Annotated in this window: 15 protein-coding genes; 3 read left to right on the forward strand and 12 right to left on the reverse strand. The window is 59.8% G+C overall.

Annotated elements, in window-relative coordinates:
- Nucleotides 1-47 precede the first annotated feature (47 nt).
- On the reverse strand, nt 48-1,316 hold the full coding sequence (locus tag AWM79_RS09455; RefSeq protein ID WP_017131635.1) for a D-mannose isomerase: 1,269 nt from the start codon (nt 1,314-1,316) through the stop codon (nt 48-50).
- 322 nt (nt 1,317-1,638) lie between these two features.
- Here AWM79_RS09455 and AWM79_RS09460 point away from each other — a divergent pair, with 322 nt between their 5' ends.
- Complete coding sequence (locus tag AWM79_RS09460; protein WP_017131636.1) at nt 1,639-2,283, forward strand: AP2/ERF family transcription factor; 645 nt, start codon at nt 1,639-1,641, stop codon at nt 2,281-2,283.
- Here AWM79_RS09460 and AWM79_RS09465 read toward each other — a convergent pair.
- The 4 genes from AWM79_RS09465 to edd form a co-directional block, all read right to left on the reverse strand.
- Nucleotides 2,252-3,712, reverse strand: coding sequence for an ATP-binding protein (locus AWM79_RS09465; RefSeq protein WP_060782688.1), 1,461 nt, complete (start codon nt 3,710-3,712; stop codon nt 2,252-2,254). The genes AWM79_RS09460 and AWM79_RS09465 overlap by 32 nt on opposite strands.
- Nucleotides 3,702-4,433 (reverse strand): response regulator, encoded by a 732-nt coding sequence (locus AWM79_RS09470; RefSeq protein ID WP_060782689.1) that lies wholly within the window; start codon nt 4,431-4,433, stop codon nt 3,702-3,704. The genes AWM79_RS09465 and AWM79_RS09470 overlap by 11 nt, the downstream gene beginning before the upstream one ends.
- Nucleotides 4,434-4,560: 127 nt before the next feature.
- Complete coding sequence (locus AWM79_RS09475; protein ID WP_060782690.1) at nt 4,561-5,562, reverse strand: glucokinase; 1,002 nt, start codon at nt 5,560-5,562, stop codon at nt 4,561-4,563.
- Nucleotides 5,559-7,385 carry a phosphogluconate dehydratase gene (gene edd / locus AWM79_RS09480; RefSeq protein ID WP_060782691.1) on the reverse strand — a complete coding sequence of 609 codons (1,827 nt, stop codon included), beginning with the start codon at nt 7,383-7,385 and terminating at the stop codon, nt 5,559-5,561. Before edd ends, AWM79_RS09475 begins: the two co-directional genes overlap by 4 nt.
- 211 nt (nt 7,386-7,596) lie before the next feature.
- Between edd and gap the strand changes: the two genes are divergently transcribed.
- Complete coding sequence (gene gap, locus AWM79_RS09485; RefSeq protein WP_060782692.1) at nt 7,597-8,598, forward strand: type I glyceraldehyde-3-phosphate dehydrogenase; 1,002 nt, start codon at nt 7,597-7,599, stop codon at nt 8,596-8,598.
- Nucleotides 8,599-8,831: 233 nt separating this feature from the next.
- Here the strand turns inward: gap and AWM79_RS09490 are convergent, their stop codons facing one another.
- The 5 genes from AWM79_RS09490 to colR form a co-directional block, all read right to left on the reverse strand.
- Nucleotides 8,832-9,059 carry a hypothetical protein gene (locus tag AWM79_RS09490; protein ID WP_017131642.1) on the reverse strand — a complete coding sequence of 76 codons (228 nt, stop codon included), beginning with the start codon at nt 9,057-9,059 and terminating at the stop codon, nt 8,832-8,834.
- A complete protein-coding gene (locus AWM79_RS09495) occupies nt 9,056-9,775 on the reverse strand; it encodes a lipopolysaccharide kinase InaA family protein (RefSeq protein WP_017131643.1) in 720 nt (239 codons plus the stop codon). The genes AWM79_RS09490 and AWM79_RS09495 overlap by 4 nt, the downstream gene beginning before the upstream one ends.
- A 4-nt stretch (nt 9,776-9,779) precedes the next feature.
- On the reverse strand, nt 9,780-10,460 hold the full coding sequence (locus AWM79_RS09500) for a class I SAM-dependent methyltransferase (protein WP_017131644.1): 681 nt from the start codon (nt 10,458-10,460) through the stop codon (nt 9,780-9,782).
- A 190-nt stretch (nt 10,461-10,650) separates the two neighbouring features.
- Nucleotides 10,651-11,931: a sensor histidine kinase gene (locus tag AWM79_RS09505; protein WP_017131645.1), complete on the reverse strand. Its 1,281-nt coding sequence runs from the start codon at nt 11,929-11,931 to the stop codon at nt 10,651-10,653.
- Nucleotides 11,921-12,604 (reverse strand): two-component system response regulator ColR, encoded by a 684-nt coding sequence (gene colR, locus AWM79_RS09510; protein WP_017131646.1) that lies wholly within the window; start codon nt 12,602-12,604, stop codon nt 11,921-11,923. Before colR ends, AWM79_RS09505 begins: the two co-directional genes overlap by 11 nt.
- Nucleotides 12,605-12,806: 202 nt before the next feature.
- Between colR and AWM79_RS09515 the strand changes: the two genes are divergently transcribed.
- The gene (locus AWM79_RS09515) at nt 12,807-14,756 is read left to right on the forward strand and encodes an LTA synthase family protein (protein ID WP_060782693.1); all 1,950 of its coding nucleotides are present in this window, start codon (nt 12,807-12,809) and stop codon (nt 14,754-14,756) included.
- A gap of 195 nt (nt 14,757-14,951) precedes the next feature.
- Here AWM79_RS09515 and groL read toward each other — a convergent pair whose 3' ends face one another.
- A complete protein-coding gene (gene groL, locus AWM79_RS09520; protein WP_017131648.1) occupies nt 14,952-16,598 on the reverse strand; it encodes a chaperonin GroEL in 1,647 nt (548 codons plus the stop codon).
- A gap of 49 nt (nt 16,599-16,647) precedes the next feature.
- Complete coding sequence (locus AWM79_RS09525) at nt 16,648-16,941, reverse strand: co-chaperone GroES (protein ID WP_017131649.1); 294 nt, start codon at nt 16,939-16,941, stop codon at nt 16,648-16,650.
- Nucleotides 16,942-16,998 lie beyond the last annotated feature (57 nt).

Raw genomic sequence — 16,998 nt, forward strand, 5'->3', positions numbered from 1 at the left:
GCAGGTAACGAAGGGACGCGCGAATGTCACTGCCTGGTTACACGTATTTATAACCCGCGTTTCGGCCAGCAAGCCTGTGCCAGAGCGCTCGCGAGACTGGGTGCCAGCGGCAGGCAAGGTAACAGTACCGCCTGATAGGCATGATAGAGATCGGGCTTGCCAGCCCAGATGCGCGCACTCGGCCGGTTGTGTTCATCCAGTTCGTGATGCCAACTACCGTGCAGCCGATCGATAAAGTACAGTTCGTTGAAATCCCAGAAGCGCCGATACCAGGTTTCGTACTGCGCCTCTCCTGTACGCCGGAGCAAAGCCGCCGCTGCCGCGCTCGCCTCGCAATGCACCCAGTGCAGGCGTTCGCGAACTACGGGACGATGATCCCAATCCAGCGTGTAGACCACGCCGGGGGCGCCATCCGCCGCCCAGCCATGGCGCCAGGCACTGGCGAACAGCCCACGGGCATCCTCCAGTAGCCAATCTGGAGCCAGCAGCCCAGCCGCACGGCGGGCTGCCTCAAGGTGCAGCAACAGTCGCGACCATTCAAAACCGTGACCAGGCGTCGTGCCGTAGGGGCGGAAACCGTCAGCCGGGTTGTCTTGGTTGTAGTCCGGCAAAGGCTGCCACTGACGGTCGAAATGCTCAATGACCATGAAATCGTTGGTGGCCGCCCGCTGGTGGATCAGTCGTTCGACGATGCGCAGGGCACGATCGAGCCAGCGACTGTCGCCGGTGACATCGGCCAGGGCAAGGAAGGCCTCGGTGCCGTGCATGTTGCTGTTGGCACCGCGATAGCTTTCCTCGTTGCCCCAGTCACGGGCGAAGGACTCGCGCAAGGTGCCTTCTTCCTCGCTCCAGAAATGCGTATCGAGCACCCGGATCGCCTCGGCGAGCAGGCCGGGGGCCTCCGGGTTGCCGGCGACCGCCGCCGAACTGGCGGCGAGCGCCACGAAGGCATGCAGATAAGCGGCCTTGGCGCTGTTGCCATCGCGATGTTCGGCCACCGCATACCAGCCACCAAAGGTCGCATCGCGCAGCGGTCCCCAGAGCGCGGCGACGCCATGGTCGACCAACTCGCGGCAACCGGGAATCCCCTGGATATGGGCCATGGCGAAACCGTGGGTCATGCGGGCCGTGTTCATGGTCTCGGCCACGGCCTGGGCTGGCAGGCGACCACGCCCATCCAGATTGCCGAAACCTTCAGCTAGCCTGGAAGCCTTAGCGAAGGACAGCAGGCGCTGTCCTTCCATGATCAACCAGGTTTGGTGAGCAGGAGCATCCAGCCAACTGCCGAATGGAGATTCAACGCTGTCGCCAGCCATGAGCGTCGCCTTTTCTTGTTATTCAGGGGCAGGTCGAACGCCTGTCATCATGCGGATTCTAACCAGCATCTTGCTGACAACAGGTAACGAAGGCCGATGAAAATGTCACCTTGCGGTGACAATTGTTGTCCTGATAATCCGCCGCATCGGCACTTTTGCCATCAAGTAGGAAAAACGCCGATTAGGCCGATTCCGTTTTCGGTGTAGGAGTGCTCCCTAAGCAGTTTTCCCACATTGAAGGACAACGTTGCCTGGGCGAATCTTCCAGACTTCATCCATGACATGACCCATAGAAGCCCACGCCCGTAAGGAGGCATGCACCATGGTTAACGATAACTCGCACCTGGCCCGTCGATGCTGCATTTTGCCCTTGTATCGGGGAGGGATACAGTACGCCTGGAAAGTGCAAGGTCAGCGCCACGGCCAGTCCCTGAGCGAGACCTTCACGTTCGACCAATACGGTGGCGAACAGGGCGCACGCCTGGCCGCCGAGTCGTGTCGCAATGCGCCGCTGCCGAAGCGGTCGCAAACGCTCACCGCCGAATTCCGCCAACGCCTGTTGCCGCACAACACCAGCGGTCATCCGGGCGTGCGCCGGATCGAGTCCAACAACACCGCTTATTGGCGGGCCTGTACGCGGATTCATGGCTACAGCCTGAACCGGAATTTCAGTGTCGAGCGTTATGGCGAGCAGCAGGCCAAGCGCCTCGCCCTGGCCGAGCGCCAACGACAGTTGGCGTTGTGTGACGAACCCTATGAGCAAGCCATGGAAACCTTGCAGCGACACTTCAGCCAGACCAATTCGCGTCTGCGCGAGCATCGTATCCAGGCCGCCATCATCCAGGCCCAGCAGATTTCCGCCTCAGCCGCCAGCCAACTGCCCAAACCCCAGGACGCAGCCCTGACGATCAGCGCGGAGCAAGCGCTGCTCTCGATCAGTCGGCATTTCGCGGCAAGTACAAAGTGACCCGCAGACCACCTTCACGCAGGTTCTGCAGGCTCACTTCACCGCCATGGCTGTGGGCGATATTGCGCGCAATTCCCAACCCCAGGCCATAACCCTGCAGTTGGCCGGACAACCGGAAATGCGGCTCGAACACTTGTTCCAGGCGCTGCTCGGGGACCCCAGGACCTTCGTCATCGACGTGCAGGACAAAAGCCTCGTCGTCGTCTTCGATGTGCAGATGAGCCTTGTCACCGTACTTGAGGGCGTTGTCGATCAGATTGCCCATGCACCGGCGTAGGGCCAGCGGTTTGCCGGGAAAGGCCGCCAGTGCGCGACCATCGAGCGTGACCCGACCGTTGCCGTTGGGCGGCAGGTAGGGCTCGATCAGGCAATCGAGTACATGGTTGAGGTCCACCGGTTCGATATTCTCGTGGATATCGGTGTCCTTCACACACTGCAACGCCCCTTTGACCAACATCTCCAGTTCGTCGAGATCACGGCCGAACTTCAACTGCAGCTTTTCGTCTTCGAGCAATTCGACCCGCAGCCGCAAGCGCGTGATGGGCGTGCGCAGGTCATGGGAAATGGCGCTGAACAACTGGCTACGCTCGGTCAGATAGCGACCGATGCGCTCGCGCATGGTATTGAGGGCGCGGCCGACTTCCATCACCTCGCTGCCGCCACCCTCCAGCACCGGCGGCACTTGCTCCGCGCCCAGCGACATATCCCGGGCCGAGCGGGCCAGGCGCTTGAGCGGGCGACTCTGCCAGTGCACCAGCAGACCGATGAACAGCAATAGGAAACCGCTGGTGAGCAGGATAAACCAGACCTGCTGGGAGGGCAGCCCCTCCTCCTCCAGGCTGGTGTAAGGCTCGGGAAGCAACGAGGCAATATACAGCCACTCGCCCGGCGCCATCTGGATCTGTGTCACCAGCACCGGCGGATTGACCGGCTCCAGGGTCAGTGCGTAGTGGGCCCAGGAGCGCGGTAACTCGTCGAGCTTCAGACCGCCGTTGAAAATCCGCAGGTCGCTGGGGCTGACAAAACTCACCGAGATATCGACATCGTTGCCCAGCGATTGGTGTAGCACCTCGTGGACCGCATCGAGCACCGCGGTCTTGCGCGGGGTCGGCCCCAGCAACTTCATGTCCAGCGGTTTGTCGTTGAGGGTCACGACAAAGCGCGTACCGCCCATGCTACGCAGTTGGTCGAGCACCAGCGGCCGATAGGCCAGGGGCAACGAGCGCAGGTAGCTGACGCTGGCGGTCATCGAGCGCGCCAGGCTGCGGGCACTGGTCACCAGACCTTCGAGCTGGGTCGCACGCAATTGCGAGAGCCAGATGAGGCTGGACAAAGTCTGGGCCAGCAGCACCGCGAACAGCGTCAGCAGCAGCATCCGCCCCAGCAGAGAGCGCGGGACCGGCAAGCGCCGACTCAGATCAGAGAGCATTGGCGGTGGTGACGCAGGCGGCCAGTTGGTAACCGCTGCCACGCACCGTGCGAATCAGTCGGGGGGGCTTCTCGGTATCCCGCAAGCGTTGGCGCAACCGACTGACGGCCATGTCGACGATCCGGTCCAAGGGCATCAGGTCACGCCCACGGGTGGCATTGCCGATGGTATCGCGATCGAGGATCTCTTGAGGATGGTCAAGAAACAGCTTGAGCAGGGCGAAGTCGGCACCGGAGAGAATCACTTCCTCGCCATCGACATGAAACAGCCGGTGACTGACCGTGTCCAGACGCCACTCGTCGAAGGCCAGCACTTCACTGCTGCTACGGTCCTGAGCGAACTGGGCGCGGCGCAACAGTGCCTTGATCCGGGCCTGCAGTTCACGAGGACTGAAGGGTTTGCCCAGGTAATCGTCGGCACCCAGCTCCAGGCCGATGACGCGGTCGGCTTCGTCGGAACTGGCGGTCAGCATGATGATCGGCACCTGGGCCTGGCGCGCGTGCTGGCGAACCCAACGGCAGAGGCTGAAGCCGTCTTCGTCGGGGAGCATCACATCAAGGATGACCAAGTCGCTGTGGGCCTCGTTAAGCGCCTGGCGAAAACCGGCGCCATCACCGACTGTGCGCACCTGGAAACCGGCACGACTGAGGTAGGTGTCCAGCAGCTCACGGATTTCCTGGTCATCGTCGACCAGAAGAATGGACTTACTGACTGCGCTCACGGTAGGCGTCCTTGTTGTTGTGAGTAGGACCGAAACGCGGATTATGCCTTAATCGATTAAGCTGTGAAGCTGTGTTGCGTGAACCGATGCTTTCGCAAACCGGCCTTGGATGTCGGTCGATCTCAAGTCAGGCCAAGAGCGGGCTTGTCGGGACGCTGTGAGAACCGGATCGGTGCGCAACAGCCTGCCGTAGCGCCACCCCCGCACCGATCAGCCCGGAATACGGCGCTGTCACCAGCCACACCGGGATGCCCTTGAAGTAGTCGCTCATGCAGCCCTTGTCGGCAAAGCTTCTGGCAAAGCCACTCTTGACAAAAAAATCGGCAAATCGCGGAATCACGCCACCGACGATATACACGCCTCCCCTGCCGCCCGTGGTCAGCACATTGTTACCCGCGACCCGCCCCAGCCAACAGCTGAACTGCTCCAGCACTTCCAGGGCAATCGGGTCGCCCGCCAGTCCCGCAGCGGTGATCGCTTCCGGCGTCTCCAGCAGCGGCGTGTGTCCATCCACCGCGCAGATGGCCCGATAGACTCGCGGCAGCCCACCGCCACTCAACGCAGCCTCGGCGCTGACATGCCCAATCTCATCATAAATGTGCCGCCAGAGCTGGATTTCGCGTGGGCTGTTCAATGGCAGGTCGACATGCCCACCCTCGCCGGGCAGCGCCATGAAGCGCTCGTCGCCCAGGTGCAGCAAAGTCCCGACTCCCAGGCCGGTTCCCGGGCCGATCACCACGGCGGGCCGCAGCGGCTCCGGAGTGCCTTCGCAAACCACGCGAAAGTCACCGGGCTCAAGACGGGTCATGCCCAGGGCCATCGCCGAGAAATCGTTGACCAGCAACAACTCATCGACTTGCAAGGTAGCGCAAAAGGCCTTGCGGCTCAGGCGCCAGTGATTGTTGGTAAAGCGAAACTCGTCGCCGCCCACGGGACCGGCCACCGACAGGCACACCGCGCCGATTGCCCCCAATGCCAGTCCCAGCTCGCTCAGGTAGACCTTGATGGCGTCTTCCGGACAAGCATGATCGGCGGTCGCCAGCACCTTGACCGACTCCAGGCCGTTGTCTTTCCACACGGCGAAGCGGGCGTTGGTACCGCCGATATCGCCAACCAAGGCCAATTTCATTTGAGGGTCTCCAAGGCCGAAGTGAACGCACTGGCGCCCTGCTCCGCCGAGCTGAAGGCCATGCGCATGAAGCCGAACAGTTCGCGGCCACAACCGGTATTATTACCCAGTAGACCGATTGTCGGCTCGCGCGCTTCGAATTCGGCGTCATCGATCAGCACCTGCAGCGTCCCGTTGACCCCGTCGACGCGGATCACGTCACCGTCCCGTACCCGCGCCAACGCGCCGCCCACATGGGCTTCGGGACAAACATGAATCGCCGCCGGAATCTTGCCCGAGGCGCCGGACATACGCCCGTCGGTCACCAGCGCGACCTTGAAGCCGCGATCTTGCAGCACGCCGAGAAACGGGGTCATCTTGTGCAACTCCGGCATGCCGTTGGAACGTGGGCCCTGAAAACGCATCACTGCCACGAAGTCCTTTTCCAGCAGGCCGGCCTTGAACGCGTCCGCCAGATCCTGCTGGTCCTGGAACACCACCGCCGGCGCTTCGACGACCTGGTGCTCCAGGGCCACCGCAGAGACTTTCATCACACCACGACCAAGATTGCCTTCCATCACCCGCAGGCCACCTTCAGGGGAAAACGCGCGAACCACCGGACGCAGAATGTTTTCGTCGAGGCTTTCAATCGGGCCTTCGCGCCAGACCAATTGGCCGTCCTGCAAGAACGGTTCCTGGGTATAGCGACTCAGGCCATGGCCGGCCACGGTGTTGACGTTTTCGTGGAGCAGGCCGGCCTCCAGCAGTTCGCGGATCAGGAACGACATCCCGCCCGCCGCCTGGAAGTGGTTGATATCGGCCTTGCCATTCGGGTACACGTGGGACAGGGTCGGCACCACCTCGGAGAGGTCGGCCATGTCCTGCCAGGTCAATTGGATGCCCGCCGCCTGGGCAATAGCCGGCATGTGCAGGGTATGGTTGGTCGAACCGCCGGTGGCATGCAACGCGACGATGGAGTTGACCAGCGACCGCTCGTCGACGATTTCCCCGATCGGCATGAAGTTGCCGCTCTGCTTGGTCATGCGCGTGATCTGGAACGCCGCCTCGCGGGTCAGGGCATCGCGCAACGGGGTATTCGGGTTGACGAAGGACGAGCCCGGCAAGTGCAGGCCCATGACTTCCATCAACAACTGATTGGTGTTGGCAGTGCCGTAGAACGTGCAGGTGCCAGGGCTGTGGTAGGACTTCATTTCCGACTCCAACAGCTCTTCGCGACTGGCCTTGCCTTCGGCGTAACGCTGGCGGACGTCGGCTTTTTCCTTGTTGGAAATGCCCGAGATCATCGGTCCACCTGGGACGAAAATGGTCGGCAGATGACCGAAGCGTAGCGCACCCATCATCAGGCCCGGCACGATTTTGTCGCAGATGCCGAGCATCAGCGCCGCGTCGAACATGTTATGGGACAGCGCCACGGCGGTCGACAGCGCGATCACTTCGCGGCTGGCGATCCCCAGTTCCATGCCCGGTTCGCCCTGGGTGACGCCATCGCACATGGCGGGCACGCCACCGGCGAACTGGCCAACCGAGCCAATCTCACGCAACGCCTGCTTGATCTGCTCCGGATAAGTTTCATAAGGCTGGTGTGCGGAGAGCATGTCGTTATATGACGAAACAATTGCCACATTGGCGGCATTCATCATGCGCAGGCTTTGCTTGTCTTCGCTGCCGCACCCAGCCACCCCATGGGCGAAGTTCGCGCATTGCAGCTTGCCGCGCATCGGACCGTCGCTGGCGGCGCTGCGAATCAGTGCCAGGTACGCCTCGCGGGTGGCGCGGCTGCGGGCGATAAGCCGTTCGGTGACCTCAAGAACGCGGGGATGCATGTGTAGAACTCCAGGCTAACGGATATGACGACCTGTACTTCCAAGCTGATCGAAAGCCTCGCAGGGAAGGGCTTCTCAATCATCTGGACCTGTTGATTCAGGTCACTCGTTGTAGATAAAACAAAATATTGCCACTAAAAAGGCTTGTTTTCTATTTTTATGCGAATAATCTTGTAATTCCAACAACAAAGCTACGACAGGCGCTTTCCTCATGACGCTACGAATCGCAATCAACGGTTTTGGCCGCATTGGCCGCAATGTCCTGCGCGCACTCTATACCCAAGGTTACCGCCAGGACTTGCAGGTCGTCGCCATCAACGATCTGGGCGATAGCTCCATCAATGCCCACCTGCTCAAGTACGACACTGTCCACGGCACCTTCGATGCTAGCGTGGAGCATGACAATGAAAGCCTGACCGTCAACGACGACCGCATCTCGGTCAGCGCGATCCGCAATCCAGCCGAATTGCCCTGGGCCGCCGAGAAAATCGACGTGGTGTTCGAATGCACCGGTCTGTTCACCGACCGTGCCAAGGCTGCCGCGCATATTAGCGCCGGCGCTCGCAAAGTGATTATTTCCGCACCGGCCAAGGGCGCGGATGCCACCGTGGTGTACGGGGTCAACCATGACATCCTGCGCCAGTCGCACCAGATCATCTCCAACGCGTCGTGCACCACCAACTGCCTAGCCCCGGTGGCTCAAGTGCTGCACCGTGAGCTGGGTATCGAAAGCGGCCTGATGACCACCATCCATGCCTATACCAACGACCAGAACCTGACCGACGTTTACCACACCGACCCGTACCGCGCTCGCTCGGCGACTCAGAACATGATCCCCAGCAAGACCGGCGCTGCCGAAGCCGTGGGCCTGGTGCTGCCGGAACTGGCGGGCAAGCTCACCGGCATGGCCGTGCGCGTGCCGGTGATCAACGTGTCGCTGGTGGATCTGACCGTGCAGCTCAAGCGCGAAGCCAGCGCTGACGAGGTTAACGCGCTGCTCAAGGAAGCCAGCCAGCACTCGAAGATCCTCGGCTATAACACGCTGCCGCTGGTTTCCGGCGACTTCAACCACAACCCACTGTCGTCGATCTTCGACGCCAATCACACCAAGGCCAGCGGCAAGCTGCTCAAGGTCCTGGCCTGGTACGACAACGAGTGGGGCTTCTCCAATCGCATGCTGGATAACTGCCTGGCCCTTTGCAACGCTAAATAGGAAGCAACGCGGAGTAAGTGCGCGCAGTGACAGCGGGCATCGAGCAGCAACCGACGATAGGCCTCAGTCTGACCCGTAATACCCTGACGGAGCGTAAGCGCCTCGCCAGGGTGGCCCATCATCGCCGTGAGCGATGCCCGCAGGCCACAACGCGTGTCTTTCGGCAAGGCACTAGCGGGACATAAAGAAAAAGCCTCGTGAATCACGAGGCCTTCGAGGACGGCAATGGTTCTTCAACTTTGCGGCTTCGCTCCCTGGGAAAGGCCAAACATAAACAACAGCAAATCATGATCAGGCCTGACCTCGACGCCGGCTTTGGCCACCCGCGGCAAGGGACAATGCCCTGTGCCATCAGCCTTGCTGAGTATCTGGGTTCCCGGTTGCTCCCAAACCACCAGCGCCAATGACGCAATGGCCAGTGCACTGAGTAAAAACAAACCTCGAGCTATTTCTAACTTCATCGCTGTAAACCTTTGATGGTGCTGCCGAACGCCATATCGTAAAAGTAGCTCAGCTTGTTCCAGTCCGTTTCATTCCACGACGAATGGCGCCGCAGTTGTCTCATGTCATGGTCCGCCGCCAGCCGACGACTCAATCGCTGACGAGCCTTCTCCAGATCCAACAGGGCGACCTCGACGGTTGCCGACTCACCTTCGCCACTGACCCGGACAAACACGTGCTTGAAATACAGGCAGCCGTGCTGCCAGCGACCGCGATGCATCCGCGCCAAGGTGCTGGCCAATTCCTGCAGCACACGATCATGCAAAACTTCGCCATGGCGCTCACGACCGCCCTCGGCATACCAGTTCTCGATCTCGAGAAAACCGTCCAGCGCCGCCGTGACCAGCAGCGCCTGCCATGCCCCCTCACCTTCGCGCCGGGCACCACAGAACACCAGTTCAGGCACCGCCACATCCAGCATGCGCAAGCTCTTCAGCGCAGCCAGTTCGCGCAGGACCGTTGGACGACCAAAGGGATGCAACAGGCTTCGGTAGGTATGCCCCACCTGGCGTTTCACATACAACAGTCGACCGCTCGCACCTACCACCCGCTGGACACCACTTTCCCCGCCTCGACGCTGATTGGGCTCTTCCACCCATTCGCCTTTCTGTTGCCAGAAATACTCGAAGCGATCCTCGGTGACATCTTTTGCGTGCAATACGTACTCAACGGCCATCCTGCTACCTCTTGCGCAATATATAAACCCGCCACATGGCGTAGAGCGGGAAAAAATCCAGATGCTCCTGGATACGAAAGCCCGCTTGCCTGAATTCTTCTTCTACTTTAGCGGTAGGCAGCACATAACGGTTCTGATAACCGTCCCGCGCCTCGTCGGCCTGGCGCTCACGCTCCAATCGCCGACGCCGCCAGGCCTTGAAGTTGCCGTCGACCCAAAGTGAAACGATTACGCTATCGCGGGTGACCCGCTGAAACTCTTCCAACAACGCCATCCGGTGCGCCGCCTCGCCGACGTGGTGGAGCAGACGCATGCAAAAAATGCTGTCGACGGCATTATCGGGCAGCTCGATATCAAATGCCGACGTTTGCAGCGGTCGTATCCTCTTGACCACTTCGACCGGCTGCGCGTTGAGCGCGGTTTCCAGCATAGACGCCGAGTTATCGGCCCCAATAATCACCCGGTTGGGTTTCTCCGCCAACAGTGGCCAGAACCGTCCGGCACCACACGGCAAGTCAAGCACCAGGCCCGGCTCGCCAGCCAGGGCTAACGCGGCACGCACCAGTTGCTCATCACGCTTATGGGACAATCGACGAGCCAAACTGTTCTTGTGCTTGAGCAGATACTGCTCCGCATGTTTGTCGTCGTATTTATCGGAAAATTCAAGTTTTATCGGGGAATTCATCACCATCTCCTGTAGCCAACATAGCCACAGTAGGTAGGCGCGTGTCAGTGACAGGTCGTCCCCTCGTGAAAATTTTGTTCTGTCTCGAACAAAGCATTACAAAACTTTACAAGCCGAAAATAATGGCTCAGGGCCATATCTGTAAACATCGACGAGGTCGCCGCCCTGAAGAAACCGGGCGCTCCGAGAGTCAAGCAGTAGGTCGTGCCAGGTCTACATGGAAGCGACAACCATTAGGCTGCATGGTCGTCAGACTGACATACCAGCCCTGGTTCTCGCAGATCCGCTGCACCAGCGAAAGCCCGAGCCCCAAGCCTTCACCGCGTCTCTCATCGCCACGCACAAAAGGCTGGAACATCGCCTCGCGCTTTTCTTCCGGAATCCCGACACCGCTGTCCTCGACAACAAATCCCGTCGACTCAAGTGTCAGGCGGATAAAGCCCTGCTCCGTGTAATGAAGGGCGTTGCGCAACAGATTGCCCATCACCGCGTGCAGGAACGTGGCGTTGTAACGTGCATCCAGGGGATCGCCTGGATTGAAGATCAGCTTCAGGCCTTTCTCCTCGACAGGCGCACGCCACAGGCCGACCAGGTCCTCGGCCACCAGCTTGAGCGAAACCTGTGGCGACATGCTGGCGTCCTCACGTTGGGCACGAGCCAGCATCAGGAAGGTCTGCACCAACTCGCGCATCTCCTCGCAGGCCCGAGCGATACGTTCGACCTGATTACGACCGCGCTGATCGATCGCGGGGTTTTCCAGCAACAGCTCGCAGGAACTGGCCAGCACCATCAGCGGCGTGCGCAGCTCATGGCTGACGTCGCTGGTAAACAGCCGCTCGCGGGTCAAGGCCCGGCGCAGGCGTCCCAGCGTCGCATCGAATGCTACCGCCAGCTCACCCACTTCGTCCGCCGCGTAGTCAGGCGCAAGAGGCGGCGCAAGTCCAAGCAATTGGTCGCGATGCCGAACCTGGCGGGCCAACCGCACTACCGGGGCCATCACTCGTCGGGCCAGAACCCAGCCGAGGAACACCGCCAGGACCAGGGCCAGGATAAATCCCACGAGCACCACCGCGAACAGCACCCGCTCGCGTTCCTCGAAGTCACTCTGGTCCTGCAGCAGTACATAGCGCCGACCGTCAACCACCTCAACCATCGCGTGATAGGACGATTGCTCGCGAAAGACCTCATGAAACCCCGGATCGAGATGGCGCAAATCCTTGGGCAGCTCGAAATCGCCTTTGCCGTCACTGTAGTAGAACAACTGGTCGGGTTCGGGTCGATGGCTCCAGTCCCCCACGCTGTCCATCAGCAGCAGGCGCTGTAGATCGCCGCCCAGGCCGGCGGAGATCAGTTTTTCCTCGACCAGGTGAACCGTGGCCACGATGCCCAGGGCAAAGGCACCCGCCACCAACGCGCTCATCAAGGCAAAGGCAATGATGATGCGCTGGGCAAGACTCTGCTTAAACTCCATCACGGCCCTCAGCCAGGCGGTAGCCGACACCATGCACGGTCTGCAACAATGGCTTGTCGAACGGTTTGTCGATCACTTGGCGCAACTGGTGCACATGGCTGCGCAGGCTGTCGCTGTCCGGGCAGTCGTCCCCCCAGAGCGCCTCTTCAAGAATCTCCCGACGCAATACGTGCGGGCTTTTCTGCATCAGCACCGCCAGCAGCTTCAAACCGACCGGATTGAGCTTGAGCAGACGCCCCTGGCGGGTGACTTCCAGGGTATCCAGGTCGTAGCTCAGGTCACCCACCTGCAAGGCGCGCCGACCGCCACCTTGGGCACGACGCAACACCGCTTCGATACGCGCCGCCAACTCCGACAGGGCGAAGGGTTTGAGCAGGTAGTCATCGGCGCCGGACTTAAAGCCCTGCAGGCGATCATCGAGCTGGTCACGGGCCGTCAGCATGATTACCGGCGTGTCGCGCCGGGCATCCTCGCGCAAACGTTTACACAGGGTGTAGCCGTCGATCCCAGGCAGCATGATATCGAGCACGATCAGATCGTAATGCTCGGTTGCGGCCAGGTGCAGACCCGACAAGCCGTCCTGCGCACAGTCCACGGTATAGCCTTTGAGACCCAGGTAATCCGCCAGGTTGGCCAGGATATCGCGGTTGTCTTCAACCAATAAAATTCGCATGGGCACTGTCTCCGTACGCGGTAACGGCCATGATGGCTCGCGCAGCTTAAGGCCAAGTGTGGCTCAGGGATAGGCCTGAGAGCCCCATCGATAAGGGTTTTCAACCGATTTCGAGGCTGAACGAGTTTTTCACTATAGCTTCACAAACTAACGACAGCGTCAGAGCCAATATCGCGCTTTCTTTGATATAAGAAACATCGACATGGGTCTCTCCAAAACAGCGCCAATGCGCTATTTGCTATTGATAACCGGTGCCTGGTTATCCGTTTTCCTGCTCACTCGTAGTGTATTGCTGATCACCCATCTGGGCGAAGTCGGCGGCAACCTGCTGCCGGTATTTGGGGTGGGTCTGCTCTATGACCTGACCTTCCTGGTCTATGCCGCCCTCCCCTTGGGACTGTACTTGCTGCTGTGCCCAACCGCGCTCTGGCGTCGGCGTGGCCACCGTTGGTTCCTGCAGGTGGTACTCACCGTCAGCCTGTTCACCATGCTGTTCACCTCGGTGGCGGAATGGCTGTTTTGGGATGAATTCGGTGTGCGCTTCAACTTCATTGCCGTCGACTACCTCGTGTACTCCGATGAGGTGTTGAATAACCTGCTGGAGTCCTACCCAATCGGTAAACTGCTGAGCCTGTTGGCGGTGCTGGCCGTGGTCTTGAGCTGGACCCTGCGCCAACCCTTTAACCGCGCGATGGATTCGCCATTGCCGACAACACGTGGTCGCTTGCTCAATGCCTTGAGCTTGTTGGCGGTCGCCGGCCTCTGCCTGCAACTGATCAGCCAGGACAGCCCGCGCGCCCAAGGCGGTAACGCCTACAAGAATGAACTGGCAAGCAACGGTCCTTATCAATTTTTTGCCGCGTTTCGTAACAACGAACTGGATTACTCGCAGTTCTACAAAAGCCTGCCGACCGACGTGGTAGCCAAGCAATTGCACGCCGAGCTCAGCGAAGCCAATGCCCGTTTTATCGGCAACGATCCCCTGGACATCCGTCGCGCCATCACCAACCCCGGCACGCTGCGCACGCCCAATATCATACTGGTGACCATCGAGAGTCTCAGCGCCAAGTATATGGGCAGCAACGGCGATAGGCGCGACCTCACGCCCAATCTTGATGCACTGCGCCAGCAAAGCCTATATTTCAATAATTTCTACGCCACCGGTACTCGCACCGACCGCGGCCTGGAAGCCATCACCCTGGCCGTCCCACCGACACCGGGGCGCTCGATCGTCAAGCGCATTGGCCGCGAAAGCGGCTTCGCCAGCCTGGGCCAGCAACTCAGTGCCATCGGTTATGACAGCGTGTTTGTCTACGGAGGGCGCGGCTACTTCGACAACATGAACGCGTTCTTCAGCGGTAACGGTTATCGGGTCGTGGATCAGAGCAGCGTGCCTGAATCGGAGATTTCCTTCAAAAATGCCTGGGGCATGGCCGATGAAAATCTCTACCAACAGACGCTGAAGCTGGCCGATGCTGACTACGCCAAGCAGCAGCCGTTCTTGTTACAACTGATGACCACCTCCAACCATCGCCCCTATACTTATCCTGATGATCGTATCGACATCAAGTCCGGCCACGGTCGCGATGGAGCGGTGAAATACACCGACTATGCCATCGGTGAGTTCCTTGAGGCCGCACGCCAGAAGCCCTGGTTCGATAACACCATCTTTGTCTTTGTCGCCGACCATACCGCCGGCAGCGCGGGCAAGGAAGACCTGCCCATCAGCAACTATCAGATTCCCCTGTTCATCTATGCGCCGAAGCTGGTCGAGGCTCGGGAAACAGCGCAATTAGCCAGCCAGATCGATCTTGCGCCAACCTTGCTGGGGCTGATCAATCTGAGCTACGAATCGACGTTTTTTGGCCGGAACCTGTTGCAAGACAATCCGTTGCCCGCTCGGGTTTTGGTCGGCAACTATCAACATCTGGGGTTGTTTGATGGCAAGGACCTGGCAATTCTCAGCCCGCGCCTGGGCCTGCGTCGTCACGACCAAGCCCTGGGTGAGAGTCAGGAGTTGCGTGTAGATAGCGACGACCGTTTGATCCAGCGCGCAATCACCTACTATCAGACCGCCAGCTATGACTTCAAACAGCAATTGCTGAGCTGGAAGACTCCCAAAGAGACGGCTCCACAGTTAAGTGAGCGCTGAGTCAGGCGTAAACCGCTCTCATCGCACGAGCGATCTTGCTCGCGAGGAGGGTTAACCGTTACACGTGCATCCCAATATAAAGCCTGCACCCTCGGTTTTTCAGTAGTTGGCTCGCGCCTACAGGGCAGCGAGAACGCATGAAAAAAACCCCGCCTGCATCACTGCAGGCGGGGTTTTGTGTACGGGAGCGGTGGCTTACATCATGCCGCCCATACCACCCATACCGCCCATGTCTGGCATGCCGCCGCCAGCAGGAGCATCTTTCTTCGGCGCATCAGCTACCGCCGCTTCGGTGGTCAGCATCAGACCGCTGATCGACGCCGCAGCCTGCAGGGCCGAACGAGTCACCTTGGTGGGGTCCAGGATGCCCATTTCGATCATGTCGCCGTATTCGCCAGTCGCAGCGTTGTAGCCGAAGCTGCCACGACCGTTCTTGACTTTATCCACAACCACGCTTGGCTCGTCGCCGGAGTTGGCAACGATCTGACGCAGTGGCGCTTCAACAGCGCGACGCAGTACAGCAATACCGACGTTCTGATCAGCGTTGTCGCCCTTGAGCTCGGTCAGTGCCTCCAGAGCACGGATCAGCGCCACGCCACCGCCAGGCACCACGCCTTCTTCGACAGCTGCGCGGGTTGCGTGCAGAGCGTCTTCAACGCGGGCTTTCTTCTCTTTCATTTCAACTTCGGAACCGGCACCGACCTTGATCACAGCAACACCGCCGGACAGCTTGGCCAGGCGCTCTTGCAGTTTTTCACGGTCGTAGTCCGAAGAAGTCTCGGCAACCTGGGCACGGATCTGGGCGATACGCGCTTCGATATCGCTCTGTACGCCAGCACCGTCGACGATGATGGTGTTTTCCTTGGACAGAGTCACGCGCTTGGCGCTACCCAGGTGCTCCAGAGTGGTGCTCTCCAGGCTCAGACCGATCTCTTCGGAGATAACGGTGCCGCCAGTCAGGACAGCGATGTCCTGCAGCATGGCTTTACGACGATCGCCGAAACCCGGTGCCTTGACGGCAGCGACCTTGACGATACCACGCATGTTGTTCACAACCAGAGTCGCCAGGGCCTCGCCTTCGACGTCTTCAGCTACGATCAGCAATGGGCGACCGGCCTTGGCAACCGATTCCAGCACTGGCAGCATTTCGCGGATGTTGGAGATCTTCTTGTCCACCAGCAGGATCAGCGGGCTATCCAGCTCGGCAACCATGGTGTCTGGCTTGTTGACGAAGTACGGGGACAGGTAGCCACGGTCGAACTGCATGCCTTCCACAACCGACAGTTCGTTTTCCAGGCCCGAGCCTTCTTCAACGGTGATCACACCTTCTTTACCGACTTTTTCCATGGCTTCGGCAATGATGTCGCCGATGGAGCTGTCGGAGTTGGCGGAGATGGTACCTACCTGAGCGATAGCCTTGGTGTCGGCGCAAGGCTTGGACAGCGACTTCAGCTCCTTGACAATGGCGATGGTTGCCTTGTCGATGCCGCGCTTGAGGTCCATCGGGTTCATGCCGGCAGCAACAGCCTTCAGGCCTTCGTTGACGATCGACTGGGCCAAGACAGTGGCGGTGGTGGTACCGTCGCCAGCGTCATCGTTGGCACGGGAAGCAACGTCCTTGACCAACTGCGCGCCCATGTTCTCGAAACGGTCTTCCAGCTCGATTTCCTTGGCAACGGAAACGCCGTCCTTGGTGATGGTCGGAGCGCCGAAGCTCTTCTCGATGATCACGTTACGGCCTTTCGGGCCCAGGGTGGCTTTTACGGCGTCAGCCAGGACGTTGACGCCTTTGAGCATTTTCTTACGGGCGGAGTCGCCAAACAGAACTTCTTTAGCAGCCATGATCGTAATTCCTTGAATACTTTGTGGTAACGGGAAAAATGAGCGGGAATCAGCCTTCGATAACAGCGAGAATTTCGCTCTCAGCCATTACCAGCAGGTCTTCGCCGTCTACTTTCACAGTGTTGCTGCCGGAGTAAGGGCCAAACACAACCTTGTCACCCACTTTCACGGCCAGCGCACGCACTTCACCGTTGTCCAGAACGCGACCAGTGCCTACAGCGAGAACTTCACCGCTGTTGGCTTTCTCGGCAGCCGAACCTGGCAGGACGATGCCGCCAGCGGTTTTCTTTTCTTCTTCGCTGCGACGGATGACGACGCGGTCATGCAGAGGACGAAGCTTCATTGTCGATCTCTCCTAGTTATTTATGGTTTTCCACAGCCAGTATCAATACCGGCCTGC

Source organism: Pseudomonas agarici (assembly GCF_001543125.1).
Classification (GTDB): Bacteria; Pseudomonadota; Gammaproteobacteria; order Pseudomonadales; family Pseudomonadaceae; genus Aquipseudomonas; species Aquipseudomonas agarici.